This window comes from Enterococcus sp. DIV1411a (assembly GCF_050531945.1).
Classification (GTDB): Bacteria; Bacillota; Bacilli; order Lactobacillales; family Enterococcaceae; genus Enterococcus_B; species Enterococcus_B faecium.
In genome coordinates, this window is the sequence record NZ_CP172892.1 from 574,118 (window position 1) to 596,427 (window position 22,310).

17 protein-coding genes, 3 pseudogenes, 1 riboswitch and 2 other annotated features are annotated in these 22,310 nt (G+C 37.6%); of the genes and pseudogenes, 15 read left to right on the forward strand and 5 right to left on the reverse strand.

Annotated elements, in window-relative coordinates; genetic code table 11:
• Window positions 1-58: 58 nt before the first annotated feature.
• Together IGJ87_RS02710 and IGJ87_RS02715 are read right to left on the reverse strand one after the other, a co-directional pair.
• On the reverse strand, window positions 59-259 hold the full coding sequence (locus IGJ87_RS02710) for a hypothetical protein (RefSeq protein WP_080117030.1): 201 nt from the start codon (window positions 257-259) through the stop codon (window positions 59-61).
• Window positions 260-448: 189 nt separating this feature from the next.
• Window positions 449-1,768, reverse strand: a complete 1,320-nt coding sequence (locus tag IGJ87_RS02715) for an IS1380-like element IS1678 family transposase (RefSeq protein ID WP_000202380.1) — start codon at window positions 1,766-1,768, stop codon at window positions 449-451.
• A 424-nt stretch (window positions 1,769-2,192) separates the two neighbouring features.
• Here IGJ87_RS02715 and IGJ87_RS02720 point away from each other — a divergent pair, with 424 nt between their 5' ends.
• The 3 genes from IGJ87_RS02720 to IGJ87_RS02730 are packed head-to-tail and all read left to right on the forward strand — an operon-like array spanning window position 2,193 to window position 3,925.
• A complete protein-coding gene (locus IGJ87_RS02720; protein ID WP_002293608.1) occupies window positions 2,193-2,768 on the forward strand; it encodes a TIGR00730 family Rossman fold protein in 576 nt (191 codons plus the stop codon).
• Window positions 2,768-3,208, forward strand: coding sequence for a nucleoside 2-deoxyribosyltransferase (locus IGJ87_RS02725; RefSeq protein WP_002293607.1), 441 nt, complete (start codon window positions 2,768-2,770; stop codon window positions 3,206-3,208). Before IGJ87_RS02720 ends, IGJ87_RS02725 begins: the two co-directional genes overlap by 1 nt.
• A gap of 15 nt (window positions 3,209-3,223) precedes the next feature.
• Window positions 3,224-3,925: a deoxynucleoside kinase gene (locus IGJ87_RS02730; protein WP_002293834.1), complete on the forward strand. Its 702-nt coding sequence runs from the start codon at window positions 3,224-3,226 to the stop codon at window positions 3,923-3,925.
• A 487-nt stretch (window positions 3,926-4,412) separates the two neighbouring features.
• Here the strand turns inward: IGJ87_RS02730 and IGJ87_RS02735 are convergent, their stop codons facing one another.
• Window positions 4,413-4,838 carry a hypothetical protein gene (locus IGJ87_RS02735; protein WP_002299985.1) on the reverse strand — a complete coding sequence of 142 codons (426 nt, stop codon included), beginning with the start codon at window positions 4,836-4,838 and terminating at the stop codon, window positions 4,413-4,415.
• 373 nt (window positions 4,839-5,211) lie between these two features.
• Here IGJ87_RS02735 and IGJ87_RS02740 point away from each other — a divergent pair, with 373 nt between their 5' ends.
• From IGJ87_RS02740 to IGJ87_RS02760, 5 genes and pseudogenes are all read left to right on the forward strand, one after another.
• Entirely contained in the window at window positions 5,212-6,183 is a 972-nt protein-coding gene (locus tag IGJ87_RS02740) for a LacI family DNA-binding transcriptional regulator (protein ID WP_002299983.1), read from the forward strand.
• A 31-nt stretch (window positions 6,184-6,214) separates the two neighbouring features.
• Window positions 6,215-7,612, forward strand: a complete 1,398-nt coding sequence (locus IGJ87_RS02745) for a glycoside hydrolase family 1 protein (protein WP_002306082.1) — start codon at window positions 6,215-6,217, stop codon at window positions 7,610-7,612.
• 158 nt (window positions 7,613-7,770) lie between these two features.
• A complete protein-coding gene (locus IGJ87_RS02750; protein WP_002293828.1) occupies window positions 7,771-8,394 on the forward strand; it encodes a hypothetical protein in 624 nt (207 codons plus the stop codon).
• 475 nt (window positions 8,395-8,869) lie between these two features.
• Complete coding sequence (locus tag IGJ87_RS02755) at window positions 8,870-10,963, forward strand: LTA synthase family protein (protein ID WP_002323772.1); 2,094 nt, start codon at window positions 8,870-8,872, stop codon at window positions 10,961-10,963.
• 159 nt (window positions 10,964-11,122) lie between these two features.
• A pseudogene (locus IGJ87_RS02760) lies at window positions 11,123-11,647 on the forward strand (helix-turn-helix domain-containing protein); the annotation flags it as partial.
• Between the two features lie 12 nt (window positions 11,648-11,659).
• Here IGJ87_RS02760 and IGJ87_RS02765 read toward each other — a convergent pair.
• The gene (locus IGJ87_RS02765; RefSeq protein ID WP_002325884.1) at window positions 11,660-12,613 is read right to left on the reverse strand and encodes an IS30 family transposase; all 954 of its coding nucleotides are present in this window, start codon (window positions 12,611-12,613) and stop codon (window positions 11,660-11,662) included.
• A 95-nt stretch (window positions 12,614-12,708) separates the two neighbouring features.
• On the opposite strand from IGJ87_RS02765, the pseudogene IGJ87_RS02770 reads away from it, so the two are divergent.
• Window positions 12,709-13,056 (forward strand): annotated as a pseudogene (locus IGJ87_RS02770) (hypothetical protein); the annotation flags it as partial.
• A 21-nt stretch (window positions 13,057-13,077) separates the two neighbouring features.
• Here IGJ87_RS02770 and ndk read toward each other — a convergent pair.
• Window positions 13,078-13,515: a nucleoside-diphosphate kinase gene (gene ndk / locus IGJ87_RS02775; protein ID WP_002293327.1), complete on the reverse strand. Its 438-nt coding sequence runs from the start codon at window positions 13,513-13,515 to the stop codon at window positions 13,078-13,080.
• 172 nt (window positions 13,516-13,687) lie between these two features.
• A riboswitch (M-box (ykoK) riboswitch) is annotated at window positions 13,688-13,862 on the forward strand.
• 341 nt (window positions 13,863-14,203) lie between these two features.
• On the opposite strand from ndk, the gene mgtA reads away from it, so the two are divergent.
• The 6 genes and pseudogenes from mgtA (at window position 14,204) to IGJ87_RS02805 (ending at window position 22,123) form a co-directional block, all read left to right on the forward strand.
• Complete coding sequence (gene mgtA, locus IGJ87_RS02780) at window positions 14,204-16,852, forward strand: magnesium-translocating P-type ATPase (protein ID WP_002323359.1); 2,649 nt, start codon at window positions 14,204-14,206, stop codon at window positions 16,850-16,852.
• Window positions 16,853-16,938: 86 nt separating this feature from the next.
• Window positions 16,939-17,610 (forward strand): annotated as a pseudogene (locus tag IGJ87_RS02785) (HAD family hydrolase).
• 76 nt (window positions 17,611-17,686) lie between these two features.
• Window positions 17,687-17,920 (forward strand) — a binding site (T-box leader).
• Window positions 17,921-17,963: 43 nt separating this feature from the next.
• Window positions 17,964-18,202: a binding site (T-box leader), on the forward strand.
• Window positions 18,203-18,257: 55 nt separating this feature from the next.
• Window positions 18,258-19,331 carry a methionine ABC transporter ATP-binding protein gene (locus IGJ87_RS02790; protein ID WP_002323358.1) on the forward strand — a complete coding sequence of 358 codons (1,074 nt, stop codon included), beginning with the start codon at window positions 18,258-18,260 and terminating at the stop codon, window positions 19,329-19,331.
• A 1-nt stretch (window position 19,332) separates the two neighbouring features.
• Complete coding sequence (locus IGJ87_RS02795; RefSeq protein WP_002293786.1) at window positions 19,333-20,013, forward strand: methionine ABC transporter permease; 681 nt, start codon at window positions 19,333-19,335, stop codon at window positions 20,011-20,013.
• Window positions 20,014-20,029: 16 nt separating this feature from the next.
• On the forward strand, window positions 20,030-20,869 hold the full coding sequence (locus IGJ87_RS02800; protein ID WP_002306089.1) for a MetQ/NlpA family ABC transporter substrate-binding protein: 840 nt from the start codon (window positions 20,030-20,032) through the stop codon (window positions 20,867-20,869).
• Between the two features lie 30 nt (window positions 20,870-20,899).
• Window positions 20,900-22,123 carry a M20 family metallopeptidase gene (locus IGJ87_RS02805; RefSeq protein ID WP_002323356.1) on the forward strand — a complete coding sequence of 408 codons (1,224 nt, stop codon included), beginning with the start codon at window positions 20,900-20,902 and terminating at the stop codon, window positions 22,121-22,123.
• Window positions 22,124-22,310: the final 187 nt, after the last annotated feature.

Consider the following 22,310-nt stretch of genomic DNA (forward strand, 5'->3'; position numbering starts at 1 on the left):
GTTCCAGGCAGGCGTAACAGGTGCGGTTATCACTGAATTTTCTTCCAGCAGTGACGATTCAAGTGATATTTTTACAAATCCAGCTATTTATCGTTAACAAAAAGATTTTTAGGAGAAGCCGATGAACAAAAATGATCAAATTTTGATCGTTTAGTTCGTCGGCTTTTTTATTTAGAGAAACATCATTTATCAGTGAAACATAACACGAGAACAAAATGATTTTTTCGTTAATAAAAGAAACAAGTCCTGAATAATTCATAGCTTTAATTCTTTGGCACATTTTATTGAAATATGTATCACTAATATCCCTATCAACTGATTTTGACTAAAAAGTTACTTCAAACATTCACTGTTCAAAAATATTGAGGAATAAATTTTGGGTGTAAGGCATTTTGAGCATACTTCTCCCTGGATAACTTCCCAGTAAAAAAATCGTTAGATTGTTGGATTAGATCCATTGACTGGCTCGCCTCAGGCGAGCAAAGACCCTGTAGAATTCATTCTGATACACATGATAACTAGATAATTTGAGATAGACTCGTCTACCCGTTTGGACTAATTTCCCAGCAACTTTCAGAAACTTCAATCGAATAGAATGAATGGTCATTCCCTTTTGGACTTCTTCAAAGCCAATCGTTCTTAAGAAGTTGACTAAGTTGTAAGCTATCAAGCTGAGCATCATTCGGACATGATTCTCCAAAAAGCGAGGACTGTCTGTTTTGTCAAAGTAAAAGCCAGCTTTCGCTTCTTTAATGAAGTTCTCCATTGTGCCACGTTTGGCATAGATAGAAAAGATGGTATCAGGAGAAACATTTTCTGATAGATTCGTCACGATAAATTCATGTCGAAAGAGTAGTTCGCCCGCTTCACGTGTTGAGCGTATACACACGCGACGACTTTGTGACCAGGATTGTGCTTGATAAGTGGTCGAGAAGTACTGAACTTCTCGTTCTTCCCACTTTTGATTATCGCCATAAAGTACTGATTTCTCAGCTATTTGACCTAGTCTACGATTATTCTTCAGTCGAATAACATAATGACTCTTTTTTGATTCACACGAATCATACACACCAGGTGTAGCGAACCCGCTGTCTCCACGAACCAAGATGTCAGTGTTTGGTAGAGAGTGATTATAGTGCTCTAATAAAGGTGTGAGAAACTCCTTTACGCCTTTTGATGTATATTGATTTCCTGAACGTAGTTCAGCTTTTAAGAAGTCACCAGTCAATCCGTCAAAAGCTACCAATGGATGGTAACCATAGGTTTGGTAGTGTGTATTATAATTCGTTTGTTCTTGGTGACCAAATGTATCTGAATGGGTCGAATCTAAATCAATGATTAATTCCGTATCATTACGGATGAGGCGTGCTTTATCGATAAGTTCTTGGTTCAAAGCTTGAAGTTCATGGATATTCTCCTCAGATAGTCGATCTAAAAATCGGGAAAGTGAAGATTGAGAAGCGAGTTCTTTCCTATCTAAAACAGCTTTAAACACAGGATCTTGTCTCAGGAGATTAGCTGCAGAATCAGCTGAGTAACCAGCAATTAATTGCATAATGAACTGCTCAAGTATGGATAAGTTGTCATGAGTAAAATACGCTCGTTCGTCTTCAATGTGAATGTGTTGCTTAGCCAGTTCAGAAAAACCAAAGATGTTCATCAGCTCTTTCACTAGGACGAGACCCGAATCACTCGATAATTGACCACCTGTATGAGAAATAGTGATATTTGAATTGAATTTTACTTGGTTTTTGTGTAAGCTAGTCATGAAAAGAACTCCTTTCTTTTGGTTGGTTTAGTCACTTTAACCATAGCAGAAAGGGGTTCTTTTTTCATCACTTAACGGGTGAAGATGAAAAAGTAATTGTAAGCTGCCGTGAGGCAGTTTCACATGGTTTTAATTAAAAGTATGAATTATTCAGGACAAGTATTTGTTGTTTAAAATAATACACGTTATTGGCATATAGGACGAAATCCCAGTATCTTCTATAAGTAAGTCATTTCATATCGATGAAAACACGTTATTTATTTTTGTTTTATCTATAAAATAGCTGAAAAATGATTTTTTTCTAAATACTATATATAGTGGTGTCTATCCTATATACCACTAAAAAACTACAAAATCTAGTCTTTTATTTTAAAAAAACACGTGTAGAATGAAGATAGACTTTTGAGTTAGGGAGTGTTTTTTTATGAAACTTACTGTTTTTTGCGGTTCCCGTTTTGGTAATAAAGAAAGTTACAAATTTATTGCGCAAACGTTAGGAAAATACATGGCACAAGAAGAAATCGAACTGGTTTACGGTGGTTCATACTCCGGGATTATGGGAGTGATTAGTAAAACAGTACTGGAAAATAACGGAAAAGTCACAGGTATCTATCCGAATGGGCTTTTTGAAACTGAATTGCCTGGAAAAGATGTTACTACATTTATTCCTACAGAAACGATCGATGAAAGAAAGGTATTATTATTTGAAAAGGGAGATGCTGTCCTCGTTTTCCCTGGAGGTCTAGGTACATTGGAGGAATTCTCACAACTTCTTTCTTGGATAGCAATCGGTCTGACGCCTGACAAGCCAATCGGAATATTGAATATTGGCGGTTATTACAGCGGCTTGCAACAATTATTAGAAACTTTTGCAAAAGAGGATTTTATGGATAAAAAATGGTTGGATCAAGTAATCTTTTCCAACAATCCATTGGAACTGGTCAATGAATTACGAGCAGTATCTATTAAAAATCAGTTATTATTGAAGGAGGCAAAATAATGAGTCAAATATATTTAGCAGGACCATTTTTTTCAGAGGAGCAAATCGATCGAGTAAGTCGTATCGAAAAAGCGTTGGAGGAAAACAAAACAGTCACAAGTTTCTACTCTCCACGTCATCACCAAGAAAGCAATTATGAACTATTCAGCGCTGGATGGGCGCAGGAAGTATACGAAAAAGATATGGAAGAACTGACAAATGCAGAATTTGTTGTTGCTATCCTTGACTTTGAGCATCAAACAATCGATCCAGGAACGGCTTACGAATTAGGTGTGGCAACTATGTTGAAAAAACCGATGATCATTGTACAAGAAGAGACGGTACCTACGAACTTGATGATTACACAAAGTCTCCATACGTATTTAAAATCAGACCAAGCTGTACGTGAATATGATTTTGAAACATTGCCTGTTGAAACTTACGTAGGCGAGTACTTATAGAAGAGGAAGGGTTGTATGTCAGTGATTTTGATTTCAGGAACGATTGGTGCAGGTAAGAGCAGTTTGACGGATATGCTTGCAAAAGAGATTGATTCTAAACCATTTTATGAAAATGTCGAAGATAACGAAGTATTGCCGCTCTTTTATTCAAATCCTGAGCAGTACGCTTTTTTATTGCAAATCTTCTTTTTGAACAAGCGATTTTTAGCAATGAAAAATGCTTTAGTGAACGATGACAATGTGCTAGACCGATCCATCTATGAAGATAGCCTGTTGTTCCATCTAAACGCTGATTTAGGTCGGGTAACGGATATCGAAGTACAGCAGTACGATAGCTTATTAGATACGATGCTAAACGAGTTAGATGATGTTGCTCCAAAAAAACGGCCTGATTTGATGGTCCATATCAAAGTTTCTTTGGACACGATGCTAGAACGTATCAAAAAACGTGGGCGTGACTATGAACAGCTAGAAAGCGATGAAACGTTATATACCTATTACGAAACGTTGAACACCCGCTATAATCAATGGTATGAAGATTTTGATGTATGTCCTAAAATACAAGTGGATGGGGATAAATTCGATTTTGTAGAAAATCCAGAAGATGCAAAAAAGGTGATCCGTCAGATCCAAGAAAAATTAGCTGAATTGGAAGGAAAGCCTGCTGGAAAATATTTTACGGATAATCAGCATGCAAAAGGTCAAGAATTAGGCTAAAAATAAAAAACCAAACGACGGGAAAGAAAAATTACTACGTGATGTAGAATAAGCCTTTCTATCGTTTGGTTATTTTATATTCAAATATTTGAAATAAATAAATCTTTACTCTTTGATTTGTAAACTGAAATGATCCACTGTTTGTTTTACTGATGAAGCTTGATCAAAGGAAGAAGCTGAGTTTGAAGTTCATAAAAATCAGCCATAGTGAGTTTTGCTTGGATTTGTTTATCTTCTTCTACTTTTTACATAATTTTGAACAGGATAAGATTCAAATGTTTTAAATGAATCTTTGACTAGTTTGTGACAGTTGTCGCATATGCTCAAGCTTCCTTGGTCATTAAATTCTGTATGGATATTTTTGTTGTTATTACATGTACAATAATCAGGACTATCGATCATCCATTTCGTCTCCTTTACAATCATCTTGCTTCTTTACTATAGCAGAAAAGAAGGGGAGAAACAAAAGAAGATCCAACAGACGGCACTATAGACTGTAGATGTTGCCATCCTCATCCTTCAAACGGTAATTACCGATTTTGGTAAATGTGATGGTTGCTTCTTTTTTATTTTCTTTTCCTGAAATAATATATTCGTCATCTTTGGTAGTAATCTTGATGTCTGTCAGCACTGTTTTTTCTTCAGATGATTCAGAAGAATCAGTTTCTTGTGTCTGATACGTGCGTGTCCATTCCATTTTTTTATCTGTAAATGTCAACTGTCCCGCGGATAAATCCATATCTTTACGTACTTTTAGCGTATATACACTGTTAGTGATATCTGCTTTTTCCGCTTTTAAGACAGAAGAATCGGTTGTTTCATCCGAGGATTGGTCAGAGCCGCCAAACAAATTACAGCCAGTCAATGTCAAAAGTCCCGCAGACAAAATAAATAGTACGATTAATTTCTTCAAAATACTTCCCCCATTTGATAGGATAAAGAAATTATACCATTGGAAAGTAAAACTTCAAACGGATGGAAGAGAAAAACGCACAAAACACCCACAAATAGAGTAAATTTTAGAATAAAATTTTAAAAAGGCAAAAAATTCGCCATTTTCGGAAAGCGTTTTAAAAAAGTGTTGCAATCTTTTAAAAAAATGCTATATTAAAAATGAACCGGTTCAAATACTTGTTTAAGTATAATTAATAGTGAGAGGAAGTTGCTCTACTGAAGACTTTAGTTATATGGATATTGATGACAAGCAACACTATGCAAAGAAAGCGGTCATCATAATCGAACAACAAGAAAGAGAAATCAAATGTAACTGGCAGGAGTGAGAATGTATGGCATCGATCCGTGACGTGGCTAAGATGGCTGGTGTTTCAGTGGGAACAGTTTCCCGTTACTTGAATGGTCAGCAACTGAAGGAAAAGAACATGAAAAAAATAGCAGAAGCGATTTCAGCGTTGGACTATAAAGAAAACATCATTGCTAAAGGGTTGAAGAATAATCGAAGCTTCTCTATTGGACTTTTGATAAACGGGATTTCCAGCCGTTTTGGGTCGGAAGTTGTCTCAGGGATCGAAAGAGTAGCTGAAGAAAATGGGTATAGCTTATTATTAAGCGGGTTTGCCGATCAGCCAGAAAAAATTGAACAAAAAATTGAATACCTGATGAAGCATGTGATCGATGGGCTGATTGTCTTCTTATCCGAAGAAGAGTGGTCTGGATTTGAAATGCTCACAAAAATGAGTATTCCAGTTATCGCATTGAATTGCCCAGAAGGACCAGCAGGTATTGATACAATATTAGTGAATGATCGAGAAAGTGTAGCAAAAGTGATCGCTCATCATGGTGAACAAGGACATAAAAAAATCGGATTTATTGCTGCCACTCAAACAGACTACGTAGCAAGAGAACGTTTAGCAGGAGCAAAAGAAGCGGTACAAAATGATCCATCGATCCAATTAGAGGTCTTTACAGGAGACTATTCTAGAAAAAGTGGCTATTATGGGGCAAAAGAATTATTAGAAAAAGGAGTAACAGCGATTTTTGTCAGCAATTATAATATGTCGATCGGTGCTATCGAATGTTTCAATCAAGAAGGTATCAGAATCGGGAAGGATATTGCGTTTAGTCATTATGATTATTTGGATAAAAACGATTTGAGCATCCTTCCGAAAATCACGATTACACCACCAACAGATAAAATCGGGGAACAAGCCGCAGAACAGCTGTTGAAACGAATCAAAAAAGAAGAGGAAGAAAATGAAAAAGTAATTGTGATGGAAAATATCATACATGGAATCAACTAAAACGAACTAAAAAAGAAAAAGAGGTGCTTTGATGAAAAAATATCAATTTCCAGCAAATTTTTGGTGGGGTTCTGCAGCAAGTGGCCCACAAACAGAAGGAAGGATTTCAGGTGATGGAAAAGGAGAGAACATTTTTGATTATTGGTACAAAAAAGAACCGCAAAAGTTCTTTGACCAAGTAGGACCTGAAAAAACTTCACAAGTTTATACGAAGTATCAAGAGGATGTACAGTTGATGAAACAGACTGGGCATAATTCATTTCGAACATCTATCCAATGGAGCCGCTTGATACCTGATGAATCTGGAACAATCAACGAAGAAGCCGTTCGTTTCTATCATCGTTATTTTGATGAGTTGATTGAAAACGGTATCGAACCCTTTGTGAATCTGTATCATTTCGATATGCCGATGTATCTGCAAGAAAAAGGCGGATGGTTGAACCGAGAAACGGTTGAAGCCTATGAAAAATATGCCAAAAGTTGTTTTGAATTGTTCGGTTCGAAAGTAAAAAAATGGTTTACTCATAATGAACCAATCGTTCCAGTCGAAGCAGGTTATTTATATCGATGGCATTATCCAGAAGAGTCAGATATGAAAAAAGCGATCCAAGTTGGCTATCATGAAGCGTTGGCCTCAGCGTTAGCCATCAAATCTTACCATGAAATGGAGCAAGGTGGTGTTATTGGTATCATCTTGAATCTGACACCAAGCTATCCAAGAGACGAATCAAACCCTGAAGATGTTAAAGCAGCGCAAATAGCAGATGCGTTCTTCAATCGTTCATTCCTTGATCCAGCTGTAAAAGGCGAGTTCCCAAGTGAATTGATTGAGATAGTAAAAGAACTTGATCTCATGCCTGTGATCCATCCAGAGGATTTGACGGTCATCAAAGAAAATACAGTAGATCTTTTAGGTATCAATTATTACCAGCCACGCCGGGTAAAAGCAAAAGAAACACCAATCGATACTAAAAACGGTCCAATGCCTGAGGATTATTTCGACAATTATGAAATGCCTGGTCGTAAAATGAATCCTTATCGCGGATGGGAGATCTATGAACAAGGAATCTATGATATTTTGATCAATGTACGAGATCATTATGGAAATATCGACTGCTTTATTTCTGAAAACGGTATGGGTGTAGAAAACGAAGCACGATTTATCAAAGAAGATGGCATGATCCACGATGATTATCGGATCGAATTTGTCCAATCTCATCTGAAATATGTTCATCAAGCAATTCAAGAAGGTGCCAATTGTTTAGGCTATCATATGTGGACATGTATGGATAACTGGTCATGGACCAATGCATATAAGAATCGATATGGCTTTATTTCAGTAGACTTAGCACAAGATGGAAAAAGAACAATCAAAAAATCGGGTCACTGGTTCAAAGACGTATCAGATAAAAACGGATTTGAGGCTTAAGAAAGAATAGTTGAGAGCAAATGCGTGAAATTCTCCATTCTTACCATTTTGTGAAAAAGAAGTTCAATTATTTACGATCTTTTTCAACTTTTTTGTCTTTCTATTTCATTTTTTGTATATAATAGAATAGTCAAAATTAAATAGGAGTGGAGGAAAGCATGAGGAAAAAAAGACCGTTTCTTCTCTTTTGGTTATTCGGTTTTTTCTTACTGCTTATTTTATCCGCAGCATTTTCAGGAAAAATGACAGCAGATCTTGCTCAGAAAGAAACAGAAAAAATCGTAGCAAGCAAAGAATCAGTAGATAATTTCAAAAAAGAATTCTCAACTTATTGGTGGGCGGAGTATAAAATAACTGCCAATTACGAAAAAGGCGAATTGGACATCTATTTGCCAAAAGGAAAAGAAGAAAATCAATTTATTAATATCGATGACGTACTTAGTGCGATTTCTCTCAGACAATATCAATTTAAAGACAAGCATTTGACCGTTTTGCTTTTGACTCATGATGGCGACAAAGTAGCCCGTTTGAAAAATGGAAAAGTGATCACCGCTTATTCTGAAAAAGTAGACAAAAAAGTGGTCGCCGATCGTTTAGCGGAATGGAAAAAGACAAATGAACAAGTCAAGAAAACAACTGTCTCTTCTCAAAAAAACGAGTCGACAGGAACAAGTCCTTCAGATTCTGGCAGTGGACAAACGATAACGGGAAGTGAAGAAAATCAAGCCTCAATTATTACGAATGAGTCATCACAAGGACAATATCAATCCTATGGACAATGAAAAACAGAGGTTGTGAAATCAGCGTTTTGACCTGAGTATTAGAGAAACAAACGGCAAAATAGTTCCTCATATTTTGCCGTTTTTTGAGCTAATACCGAAGGTCAGCTGATTGAACACCGTGTATCAAGAGGTCTTGAGCTTGCCGTTTAACTCTGAGCCACAAGGAACAATTTCAAAAAACAGCTTCTCATGTTTTATAAATATTGTGACTTGTGGCCGAGGAGTTGGCAGGAGAACACCGTTTAAAGAAGAAGTTGTGAAAAAGCTGTCCTGCATCAACTAAACAGGAGCTGCGACAAGACTTTTATCACCTTACTGTTTCAATCGCTTATATCACAGCGGTTTTATGCTGTGAAAAGTGCACGGAATAATCTTTAGAAAGAATAAAAAAAACTTAAGATAACAACTTTTTTAGGGAATTTTCATTTTTCAGGAGCAAAATAAGGAAAAATGTGAATAGAGAGAAGTGATATACGTGACACAACTTAAAAAATTGTGCCAAAATCGTTTAGCAATCGTTTTGACAGCTGTTTTCTTTTTCTGGATGAAGACGATTATTGCTTACTATGCAGATTTTTCGTTAGGTGTGGAAGGTACGATCCAGTACTTTATCTTGTGGATCAACCCGATTGCAACTACCTTATTGTTTTTTGGCCTTTCTTTGTATATTAAAAAGCCAAAGCCAGCATTAGCCATTCTTTTGATCATTGATATTTTAAACACGCTTTTGTTGTACTTGAACATTATTTTTTATCGGGAATTCACAGATTTCATTACAGTCAAATCTGTATTGGGATTTTCGAAAGTGTCGCAAGGGTTATCAGGAAGCTCCTTTTCTTTGATGAAACCCCATGATGTCCTCTACTGGCTGGATATTGCTACGTTCATTGGGATACTGGTTTGGTTGACGATCAAGAAAATACCTATCAAAAGTCAACCTGTCAGCAAACCGATGGCTATCGCTGTGACCTGTCTTTCAGGGCTTATTTTTTCAGGAAATCTAGCGCTGAGCGAAGCCAACCGTCCACAATTGCTGCAGCGAACATTTGACCGTTCATATATTGTCAAATATCTAGGAATCGATGCGTATACTATTTATGATGGAATCAAAACAGGAATGACTAGCAGTGTTCGCGCGCATGCAAGCAGTAATGGGATTGATGAAGTTTTAGATTATACAAAGAAACATTATGCAGAGCCAAATCCCGAAACATTTGGGATCGCTAAAGGGAAAAATGTGATCGTTCTCCATTTAGAAAGTTTCCAGCAGTTTTTGATTAATATGAAGGTAGACGGACAAGAAGTCACACCGTTTTTAAATAGTATTTTCCAGAATCAAGCAACGATCAGCTTTGATAATTTTTTTCATGAAGTAGGACAGGGAAAGACAAGTGATGCTGAAAATATGTTGGAAACTGGCACATTTGGTTTACCTCAAGGCTCATTATTCACAGAACTTGGGTCAGATAATGTCTTTCAAGCCGCACCAGCGATCCTTGGACAAAAGCAAGGCTATACAAGCGCTGTTTTCCATGGGAATGTAGCTAGTTTTTGGAATAGAGATCATGTATATAAAAACTTAGGTTATGACAATTTCTTTGATCGATCTTATTTTGATGAATCAGATGAAACGCTAGGTTATGGAATATTAGATAAAGATTTATTCAGTGAATCTGCCCAATATCTTGAACATCTACAACAGCCGTTCTACACGAAATTCCTTTCCGTAACCAATCACACGCCTTATTATACGGATGATAAGAATTTCGATTTTCCATCTTTGAACACTGGAAATAGCACAGTAGATAACTATGTTCGAACGGCACATTATTTGGATCAGTCATTGGAACAATTTTTTACGTACCTGAAAAAATCCGCTATTTACCAAAATTCGATCTTTGTGATTTATGGGGATCATTTTGGCATCTCAAATACAGATAATAAAGACTTAGCAAGTGCTCTTGGAAAAGACCCAGATACATGGAATGAATTTGACAACGCACAAATGCAGCGTGTGCCATTAATGATTCATATGCCTGGTTATACTAAAGGGTCAGTCAATCACGAATACGGTGGAGAAATCGATGTTTTGCCGACATTACTTCATCTCTTGGGAATCGATGATAAAGACTATCTCCATTTTGGTACGGATTTATTATCTCCTCAGCATGATCAAGTAGTGGCTTTTCGAAATGGGAACTTCGTGACACCCAAATACACCATCTTAGGAGGAAAAGCTTACAATAACCAAACAGGAGAAATCATCGATACGAAAGCAGCAGGAATCGACGAGGAAATTTCCAAAGATCAGGAAAAAGTCAAGTCTGCTTTAAGTCTTTCAGATAAGCTGAATCAAGAAAATCTCTTGCGTTTTTATGTGCCAAACGGATTTGAAACGATCGATCCGAAAAAATATGACTATAAAAATGAAGCAGAACGTAACATAGCCATCGAAAAGCAAAAAGGCGAACATTCGACAAGTGTCTTTTCAAAAAATGGCAATAAAACAACAACCAACTTATATCCAGTAACAAGAACAGACGTTGAACAGCAAAAAGATAATCAATAAACAATCAAACCAACCTTCAGTAGTTAGACAACATTCTAATGCTTGAAGGTTGGTATTTTTTATGAAAAAAACATTTTTTTATTTTTTTCGTGTATTTTTCCTTTTTAACGTATCTATTTATTGAATGTGGAAAAATTTAAATTAAAAAGGAGAACTATTATGTATGATGGTGAATTGATCAAGAAACTTCGAGTCAACAAGAAGTTGACACAGTCCCAATTAGCGGAAGGAATCTGTTCTAAGACTTCTCTAGTCTGGATTGAGACAAATTCAGTGAAAAAAATGTCATTTGTAACATTGAGATCATTTTTAGAGCGAATGAACATGACACTTGCAGAATATGAATGGATGCGAAACCAGCTGGATGAACCAATAAAGTTAAAGAAAAAAAGACGAATGCTAGATCGGGTACAAGAAGACAGCTTTGATCCTTATAAAGAGATCAGCAATAACCGTAGGCATTTTAAGAAAACAGAAGATCTGTATTATTTGGTTTTGAATCTTCACATGGTCGAAAAAACAGAAGTATCTGAGACAGAATTTGAATTTTTACGTTATGAATGCCGAATCATTGAAGAATACTTGATGCAGATACCAGACTATGGTCAATTTGAACTATCTATTCTAGCTGATTTTCCTTGGATATTCAGTGATCGGTTCATTGAGAACAATTATTTGAAAATATTATTTGTCAAATTAAGCGAGACAAAACTTTCCATTTACGTAACTCAAAAAAACTTCTAATGGTGTTTGGTAATTTAGTGATTTTCTAGGGATATGGTTTCTTTTGGACGCAACGGATGAGATGAATCCTTGATTGACTTGGTTGAAGTCCATTTCTTTTGGTAGTCCATCTTTTCGGAGGAGTCCGTTTGAATGTTCATTTAATCCCCGTTGGGAAGGCGTTCCTGGGTCTGCGAAATAAATATCAATATCATTCGTATTACTAATACTTTTCCAATTAGAGAATTCTTTTCCACAATCAAAGGTAATTGATTTGAAAAGATTTTTGGGTACGGATTGAAGCCATTCATTAATCGAATTTTCAATATCAACTGCCTTACGGCCTTCTGGTTTCAAGGCGATAATGGCTTTTGAAAGTCGCTCAACGAGTGTGATGACGGCACTTTTATGGTGGATGCCGACAATCGTATCACCCTCTAAATGTCCAAATTCTTCTTCGAAAACGACATAATCTTTTTTACGCTCAGAAATATTTCTTTTGAATGCCTGTTTTCCACGTTTTTCCTTATAACCATTTGGTTTTCGTTTTCCTTGCATCGGTAAATGTAAAACATTGAATTCTCCCGTCTTAAACCGGCGATAGAGGGTACTTACTGAACAAGAGAAGGTTCGCTCTGCACGGCCAATAATGACGTCTGGGGTCCAACCTTCAGTTGATCTTTTTGCAATGTATTCTTTTTCCTCAGCAGGAAAAATGATTTCGGTTCTCCCACAACGTCGCTTATTTTCTTTGTATTGTTCAAAGTATTCAAGTGCTGTTCCACCACATTTGAGAAAGTTATAGACATTGTAAATTGTTTGGCGTCCACGTTTAAGCTGCTTCGCAACGATAGCAACCGGAGTTTCTTGATGAAAATATGCTTCTATCATTACAAGCTCGTTTGGTGTAAGATGGGTATAAGTCATTTGTGTTCACTCTCCTTGTATGCTTTAGCGGGTATTACAATTTGAGTGTAACATAAATGGCTTTTTTATTTGTCTCGCTTAATTATACAAACGGCGAAATCAAAAAAAGAATGCGACGATTAGCACAGTTGAACAATCATGAGCAGTATCTCTTTACTTTTTTAATGAACCTGACTTCGTTTTATATAGAAAATGGTCGGTTGAAAAAGGCACGTAGTGTGAATGAAGATATGAAACGGAGCTTAGCACATAAAGAAAGAAGTACAGTGATCTATGAAACATTGATGGCAGATTATTATCAAAGATTGATTTCTGCTGCTTTAGGGGAAAAAAAGACGAAAGACTACCAAGAATTCTTCACAGTGCTCGAATATATGTTAGGAAAGAATCAACGGAGGTCCTTAGAGAAAAAACTGCTGGCCATTGCTGAACCCAGCAACTAGACCAGCAGTTTAGAATTTGTATCACTTCGCCGCTTTTTCAGACGGTTTGTTTATATCGAATGGCGGGAAAAAGCGGGCGATCTCTTTTACCGCAGCATCACGGGAATCAGAAGCGTGAATAATGTTTTCAGTCCCCGGCAGCGCGTAGTCTCCTCGGATCGTACCTGGAACAGCATCGGCAGCTTTTGTTGCTCCAACCATCTTACGGACGATATCGATCACTTCCTCGCCGACCAGGACAAGATAAACGACAGGACCGGAAGTCATGTAATCGATCAGTTCATCAAAAAAACTGCGCTCAGTCAAGTGCTGATAATGTTCTTTTGCTAATTCAGGAGTCATAGTTTCAAACTTCATTTCAGCAATGGCCAGTCCCTTTGCTTCAAAACGTTGGATGATGCTTCCGACTAAATGGCGTCTCACGCCGTCTGGCTTGATAATAACAAGTGTTCTTTCCATAACAGCACCTCGTTTCCTACTATATTTCTATTATAGCGGGAGGTGGAAAATGAGACAAATAAAACCGCGTGAGACAGGAATATAACGCGTGTATTTTAAAAAAAGTATGAAAAACATGGAAAATTGATTTGACATCCTCTTTTTTAGTTGTTATATTAACGAAGGAAAACCGAATAAGATTTGTTAGGTGAGGCTCCTATACAAACATAGGCTACTGCCCAAAAACGTCGAGAGACGCCAATGGGTAGAACAGGAATTGTCGAGATAAGGCTTTTCATAAGGTAGCTAAAAGCAGGTATCTGCTTTTTACGTTGTACAGTGTCAAAACTCAACGATGAGATCTGAGAAGCTTTTTTTAATATGCTTTTTCAAACCTTTCGCTGAGTATTTGGCGAGAGGTTTTTTTGTTGCCGCAAATCCCCATCGGTGAAAAATAAAAAGGAGGTGGTCTAATTGGGAAAATAACTATTCGAAAAATGATTGGAAGTCATGAATTAAAATTACTTAGTAAAGGAGATGAGAACAAATGGATGACAGTCATTCGAAAAACAAGGATCTAGAGGAAAGGCCAGGGCTATTATCTATCTGTTCTCAGCCCCTTTCAGTTTTTTCTCTATCGATCCGATGAATAGCTAAAGACCAAAAGCAGCGAGAACAGCTGTCTTTTGGACACAAAGGAGAGATTGAGATGGAAAAAAAGAAAGATACACAAAAAATCTATGCAGCTTTTGCTGGAAAAACGAAACAAGAATTATTTGAACTATTCCATGCATCAGCAAATGGATTGACAGAAGAACAAATCGAACGTTCAAGAGAAAATTACGGTGAAAATGCGATTTCATATGGCAAAAAAACACCATTCATCGTAGAAATATTGAAAGCATACATCACGCCATTTACATTAGTGTTGATCGCATTAGGAATTATTTCATTCATCACGGAATATGTATTAGCAGCTCCTGGGGATAAAGATCTTTTCGGTGTAGCCATTATCTTCACTATGGTTATCGTCAGCGGGACAATGACGTTGATTCAGTCCGTACGTTCCAATCAAGCGGCTGAAAAACTGAAATCACTTGTGAAAGTAACGGCAGCTGTAAAACGTAATGGAAAGTACACAGAGATTCCTATGGAAGAAATCGTCTGTGGAGATCTTGTTCGGCTTTCAGCAGGGGATATGATACCAGCGGATATGCGTTTATTGTCCGCAAAGGATTTATTCATTTCCCAAGCAGCATTGACAGGGGAAAGCTATCCAGTAGAAAAGCATGCGAAAGTATGTGAAGACGATCAGCAAAGCGAAACAAGTTACGAAAATCTTGTCTTTATGGGAAGTAATGTCATCAGTGGAAGTGCGGAAGGAATCATTGTTTCTGTTGGAAATGAAACACTATTTGGTCATGTAGCAGAAACGCTATCTGAAAAACCAATTCAATCAAGCTTTGAATTAGGCATCCATAAAACATCCATGCTACTGATCAAATTTATGTCATTGATGGCTCCAGCAGTTATCGTCATCAATGGGCTTACAAAAGGGGATTGGCTAGAAGCTTTTCTTTTTGGACTATCTGTAGCAGTTGGTCTAACACCTGAAATGCTTCCAATGATCGTTACGACGAATTTGGTCAAAGGAGCAAGTGTGATGGCCAAAAAAGGAACAGTGATCAAAAATTTGAATGCCATCCAGAACTTTGGTGCAATCGATGTGTTATGTACGGATAAAACGGGGACATTGACACAAGATAAAATCATTCTTGAATATCATATGGATTGTGAAGGAAATGAAGATGATCGTGTTTTGCGCCATGCGTATCTAAATAGCTACTATCAAACAGGGCTGAAAAATTTGTTAGATGTGGCTATCATTGATGAAGCAACAGAAACTTTAGATACAGATAAGATCAATTATCAAAAAGTGGATGAAATTCCTTTTGATTTTGAACGTCGCCGTATGAGTGTTGTGGTTGCTGATCCAGCTGGTAAAACACAAATGATCACAAAAGGCGCGATTGAAGAAATGCTGAACATTTCTAAATTTATTGATCTTGGCGGTACTGTTACACCATTAACAAAAGAACGAAAAGAAGCCGTACTTGCAAAAGTACAGTCACTTAATGAAGATGGCTTACGAGTGATTGGTGTCGCACAAAAGACCAATCCAAGCGTCGTTGGAGAATTTTCAGTCAAAGATGAGTCAGACATGGTTTTGATTGGTTATCTTGCTTTCCTTGATCCACCAAAAGAAACAACGAAACAAGCGTTGAAAGCTCTGAAAGAACATGGTGTAGCTGTAAAAGTTCTGACTGGGGACAACGAATTAGTTACACGTTCAGTGTGCCGTCAAGTAGGTCTAGAGATCAATGAATTGGTTACCGGTGAGAAAATCTCGGAAATGAGTGATCATGAATTAGCACAAGTAGCTGAAGACCATGAAGTATTCGTAAAATTGAATCCTCAGCAAAAAGCACGTTTGACGACAGCTTTACGTAAAAATGGTCATACTGTCGGATTTTTAGGAGATGGTATCAATGACGCTCCTGCAATGAAAGTGGCTGATATCGGTATTTCTGTAGATACAGCTGTGGATATTGCGAAAGAATCTGCAGACGTGATCCTTTTAGAAAAAGATTTGACGATTTTGGAAAGAGGCCTTCTTTCTGGACGAGAAACTTTTGGGAATATCATGAAATATATCAAGGCTACAGCAAGTTCTAATTTTGGCAATATGTTTTCCGTGCTGATTGCAAGTACGTTCCTGCCATTTTTACCAATGCTGCCTTTACAACTTCTGTTTTTGAATCTGATCTATGATGTTTCCTGCATTTCCTTGCCATGGGATCGGATGGATAAAGAATATTTGGACGAGCCAAAAAAATGGAATGCATCTAGTATTGGGAAATTCATGGTTTACTTTGGCCCAACAAGTTCGATATTTGATATTACTACTTACTTGTTGATGTATTTTGTTATTTGTCCTGCTGTAGTGGGCGGAAGTTTCCATACATTGGATAGTTCACAGCAAGTGATTTTCATCGCATTATTCCATGCAGGATGGTTTGTCGAATCACTATGGACACAAACCTTAGTGCTCCATGCACTGCGTACACCGAAAGTACCATTTATCCAAAGCAATGCAACATTTGCCATGTTTGTTATCACTACATTAGGAATTATTGTCGGTTCTGTCCTTCCTTTTACAAGTTTTGGTACTGAATTAGGCTTGATGCCACTTCCTGGCAATTACTGGTTATGGTTATTTGCTACAGTCATCGCTTATCTGGCGCTTGTGACAGCTGTGAAGAAAATCTATATCCGTCGATTCCAAGAACTCTTATAAACGAGAAGGATGGTTCTTTGCTTCTGTTCTTTTTGGACCAGTCGTGCTAAACTATGTGTATTGTTTTGGAAAGGATTAATGTATAGATGAAAGGTGCAATATTTGATTTAGATGGTTTGTTAGTTGACACAGAAAAAACGTATCGTGATGGCTGGCTTTGGGGATTTCAGCAATTTGATATCCATATCCCAAAAGAAATCGTTGACGCTTGGGGCGGAAAAAACTGGAAATAAAGTTTTGATATTTTAGTGAAAGCAGCAGGTAGCCCTGAAAAAGTACAGGAAGTCCGAGCGAAGCGTGAAGAATATTTTTATCAACAGCTGACAAGCGGAGCCATCCACTTAAAACCATATGCAAAAGAAATATTGGCAGACTTAAAAGAACGTCATATGAAACTAGGCATTGCTACGACCACTGTTACGAAAAGAGCAACAGATATCTTGGATCACTTTAAATTAGCTGATTACTTTGACACGTTTACATTCGGAGACGAAGTGTCGGAGAACAAGCCTTCACCGATTCCTTATCTGACAGCTTTGGAACGAACAGGATTAGAAGCTAGTTCAGCCTTTGCAGTGGAAGATTCTTTAGTAGGAGCAACAGCTGCTTCACGAGCAGGATTAGGCGTTGTTTTGATACCTGATTCCAGTTTTGTCCGAAATTATACCGTCGAAGAAAAGGAAAAATTGAAACTTCTTGCGGAAGGAAAAGATCTTCGAACTGTTATTGAAATGTTAAATAAAAAAACAGAAAAATAAATATAGAAAAAATAATTTGAATTTCGTACTTGACTTTTCAGTTTTCCTCATGTAGATTAATCCCAACAACAAAATATCGATTTCGTTGAAAAGGAAAGTAAGTTTGGAAACTTTGCAGAGAGGCTCTGGCTGGTGAGAAGAGTCAAGTAAGAAAAGCTGAAAATGGCCTTGGAGAATAATTTGTCGATAAGTAGGCAAATTCGGAACTGTTCGACCGTTAAAACGAACGCCAATCTCTCTTTTTGAGATGTTGGGCTTGAGGGAAGGAAACTTCCGAAAAAAGGTGGTACCGCGATACGTCGTCCTTTTACTGACATAGTTTATGTTAGTAAAAGGATTTTTTTTTTTGAATATTATTTGCATTGAAATGGTAAGTACGATAGAAGAACCTTTGACAGAGAGCTTCGGTAGCTGAGAAGAAGCAAGGAACGACTATTGGAAAATGGCCATCGAGCAATTCATCCCGAGCATAGATGTAAGGCGATGACGGCTGCGACCGATATCTTGCTAGAGTATGATCGTACTTGAAGAGGAGTTGTGTGTGAACACAGCTTGAACATGAGGTGGTAACACGCAAAAAAGCGTCCTCAAGAAAATGACATTTTCATTTTCTTGAGGACGCTTTTTTTAGATAAGGAGGAATTTTAATGATTGAATTGCGAGATGTTTCTGTATGTTTCAAACAAAAAGAAAAAGAGATACAGGCAGTAGATTCTGTAGATTTAACGATTGAAAAAGGCGATGTTTATGGAATCGTCGGTTACTCAGGTGCAGGGAAAAGTACGTTAGTTCGTGTGATGAATTTGCTGCAGAAACCAACAGCAGGAGAAGTCATTGTCAATCAGACGAATTTGAGTCAGCTCTCTCCCAAAGAATTGCGAAAAGAAAGAAAGGCCATCGGTATGATCTTTCAGCATTTCAATCTAATGGAAAGCCGAACTATTTTTGACAACGTTGATTTTTCTTTAAAGTATTCTGGAAAATCGAAACAGGAACGTCGTCAAAAAGTGAATGAACTACTGGAACTTGTCGGTTTGGAAGAAAAAGCATCTGCTTATCCTAAACAACTGTCGGGGGGACAAAAACAACGAGTAGCAATCGCACGAGCTTTGGCGAATGAACCTAAGGTATTATTATGTGATGAAGCAACCAGTGCACTTGATCCGAAAACGACCCTTCAGATCCTTGCATTGTTAAAAAAATTGAATCGCCAGTTAGGTTTAACAATCGTCCTGATCACTCATGAGATGCAAGTTGTCAAAGAAATCTGCAACAAGGTAGCGGTTATGGAAGATGGAAGAATCATTGAAAAAGGTAGCAGCATCCAGATCTTCAGCAATCCTGAAGAAGAATTGACCAAAGATTTTATTCGAACAGCTACTCATCTTGACCAAGCATTAGAAACGATCATTGCCCATTCTGCTTTTGCCGATCAGATCGCCAATAAATGGCTGTTGGAATTAAGTTATATTGGAAATCAGACGAACGAACCTCTAATCGCTCATCTGTACAGCAAATATCAAGTAACAGCGAATATTTTATATGGCAATGTAGAGTTATTACAAGAAACGCCGTTAGGGAGTTTGATCGTTACTTTAGCTGGAGAAACCAAACAGCGGCAAAAAGCATTGGATTATTTGATCAAATCTGGTGTAAAAATAAATATTTTACAAAAAAACGAATTAGATAGTCGTATCAAAGTGATCGAAGGAGGAAGATAAAATGACTGATTTCTTTAAAACATATTTGCCCAATGTTTATTTGATTCCGGATGAATTTGTCGAAGCGACGAAGCAAACACTATATATGTCTTTTTGGACAGCATTCATTGGCGGGATGATCGGAATCATCTTAGGTGTGACGTTAGTAGTGACACGCCCTAATGGATTACTAGCTAACCGTCTGCTATTTGAAATACTTGATAAGCTGATCAATATCATTCGTTCCATCCCTTTCATTATCTTGCTTTCTCTTTTAGCATTGACTACTCGTTTCTTAGTTGGAACGACGATTGGTGCGAAAGCAGCTTTAGTGCCATTGATTTTTGGAGTTGTTCCGTTTTTTGCTCGTCAAATCGAGAACGCACTGCTAGAAGTTGATCCTGGGGTGATCGAAGCGGCAGAAGCGATGGGAACCAGTCCAATCGGTATTATTTTACGTGTGTATTTGTTAGAAGGTTTGCCTGGTATCATTCGGGTCTCGGCGTTGACTATCATCAACGTGATCGGACTGACTACCATGGCTGGAGCAGTAGGTGCAGGCGGATTAGGGAATCTTGCTATATCGAGAGGGTATAATCGATTCCAAACAGATGTAACGATTGTGGCTACATTATTGATTCTAATCTTAGTTTTTTTAAGTCAATTTATCAGTAATCAACTGATTAAAAAAATTACACATTGAAAGTGGAGGAGAAAAAATGAAAAAAATTATTCGTTTTGTAGTCATTACATTTGTAGCAATTATTTGGTTGGCAGGGTGTAGCCAAGGAAAAGCAGATACAACTGACAAAAAAGAAACTACCGTAAAACTAGGGATTATTGGAGAAGATACAGATGTATGGGACAACGTGAAAGACCGTTTGAAAAAGGAGAACATTAATTTGGAATACGTGAAATTTACAGATTACAATCAACCAAATGCGGCTTTAGCAGATGGATCGATTGATTTGAATTCTTTCCAACATCAATTCTTTTTAGACAATTACAATAAAGAACACGGAACTGATTTAGTATCGATCGGAAATACTGTCAATGCACCGCTGGGAATTTATTCTAACACTTTGAAGGATGTAGCTGATATCAAAGACGGAGCAAAAGTAGCAATTCCTAATGATGTCACAAATGGCGGCAGAGCTCTTCTGTTATTGCAAACTGCTGGATTGATCAAAGTGGATAAGGCAAAAGGACAAGCGCCCACTGTTTCTGATATTACCGAGAATAAAAAAAATCTAGACATTTCTGAATTAGATGCTTCACAAACAGCACGTGCTTTGTCGGATGTAGACATTTCAGTGATCAATAGCGGTGTAGCTGTAGATGCTGGATTTAATCCTGCTTCTGATGCCATCTTCTTAGAACCAGTGGATGACCATGCACGTCCTTATGTGAATATCATCGTTGCAAGAAAAGAAGATGAAAAAAATAAAACGTATCAAAAAATAGTAGACGCTTATCAAACAGAAGACACAGTCAAAGTAATCGAGAAAACATCAAAAGGATCAAGCGTGCCTGCATGGGAAACATTCGGGAGAAAATAAGAAAAATGACTAGCATAGGAGGAATTTTTTATGACAACAACAATCTCAACAAACCAATTGAAGGATCTAATCCAATATCGTTTACCAGAATATCAAGCACTTGCTCTAGATATCCACGAACATCCTGAAGTAAGTAACTATGAGTTTTATTCCTCAGCAGCGTTGATTAAACAATTAGAAAAAGAAGGGTTTTGGGTAGAAAAAGAAATAGCTGGACACCGAACAGCCTTTGATGCACGTTATATTTCCAATAAACCCGGTCCCACAATTGCCTTTTTGGCAGAATTCGATGCTTTACCAGGTATTGGTCATGCATGCGGGCATAATTTGTTTGGTACTTACTCCGTATTAGCCGCCAGCATAGTGAAGCAATTTATTGATGAAACTGGTGGAGAAATCCGTGTATATGGCACCCCAGGGGAAGAAGGGGGCGAGAACGGATCAGCTAAAGGCAGCTTTGTTCGAGAAGGTTTTTTTGAGGATGTCGATGTAGCGTTATGCGTCCATCCAGCTTTTCGTTATGGGAAAACGACAGAATCTTTAGCGAATGATCCAGTCGACATCAAATTTTACGGTGTCGCTTCCCATGCAGCAGCAGCACCTGAAAAAGGAGTAAATGCTTTGGAAGCATTGATCCAAGTGTTTAATGGAATCAACGCTCTACGCTTGCAATTGCCAAAAGATGTCAATATCCATGGGATCATTACAGACGGAGGAGTAGCTGCCAACGTCATTCCAGATTACGCTGCTGGACGTTTCTATTTACGTGCAGGAAATCGGCAAACATTAGATAAGGTATATGAAAAAGTGGAAAATATCGTACGAGGTGCTGCGATAAGTACGGGCACGACTTTTGAGTTTGGATTGTTCCAAAATGCAGTTGATGATGTCATCGTTACTCCTTCTTTTGATGACTTATTCTTCCAGCATGCAAAAGAAGCAGGTGTTCCAGATGAAGAAATAGAAACGGAACAAAGAACAAGTCTCGGTTCTTCTGATGTAGGAAATGTCAGCCAAGTCATACCAACAATCCAGCCTACGGTAGCAATCTCTGAGACATATATTGCCGGACACACAGAAGAATTCAAAGCTGCTGCTAAAAGTGACAAAGGCCTTGCTTCTATTGCGATTGCAGCAGAACTACTCGCCAATACAGCTCTTGATCTGTTGAAAGAGCCAAAGCTATTAGAAAGAATCAAGCAAGAACATCAAGAAATAGTAGCAAGAAAAAAACAAGAGGGTGCTACTTTCTAGTAAAAAATAAACTTGTGTGTGAAAGTTATAAAAATAATTTTCAGAAAAATGAAAAAATATTTTCTTTTTCATTGACAAATGATCTTATGGAAGGTAAACTTCATACAAGTCAACTTTTCACGCAGTAGCGGTTAGGTGTTTTGTTCAGAAAGTCGGTGGTCGCTGTGAACCGATCAAGCCTAATTGA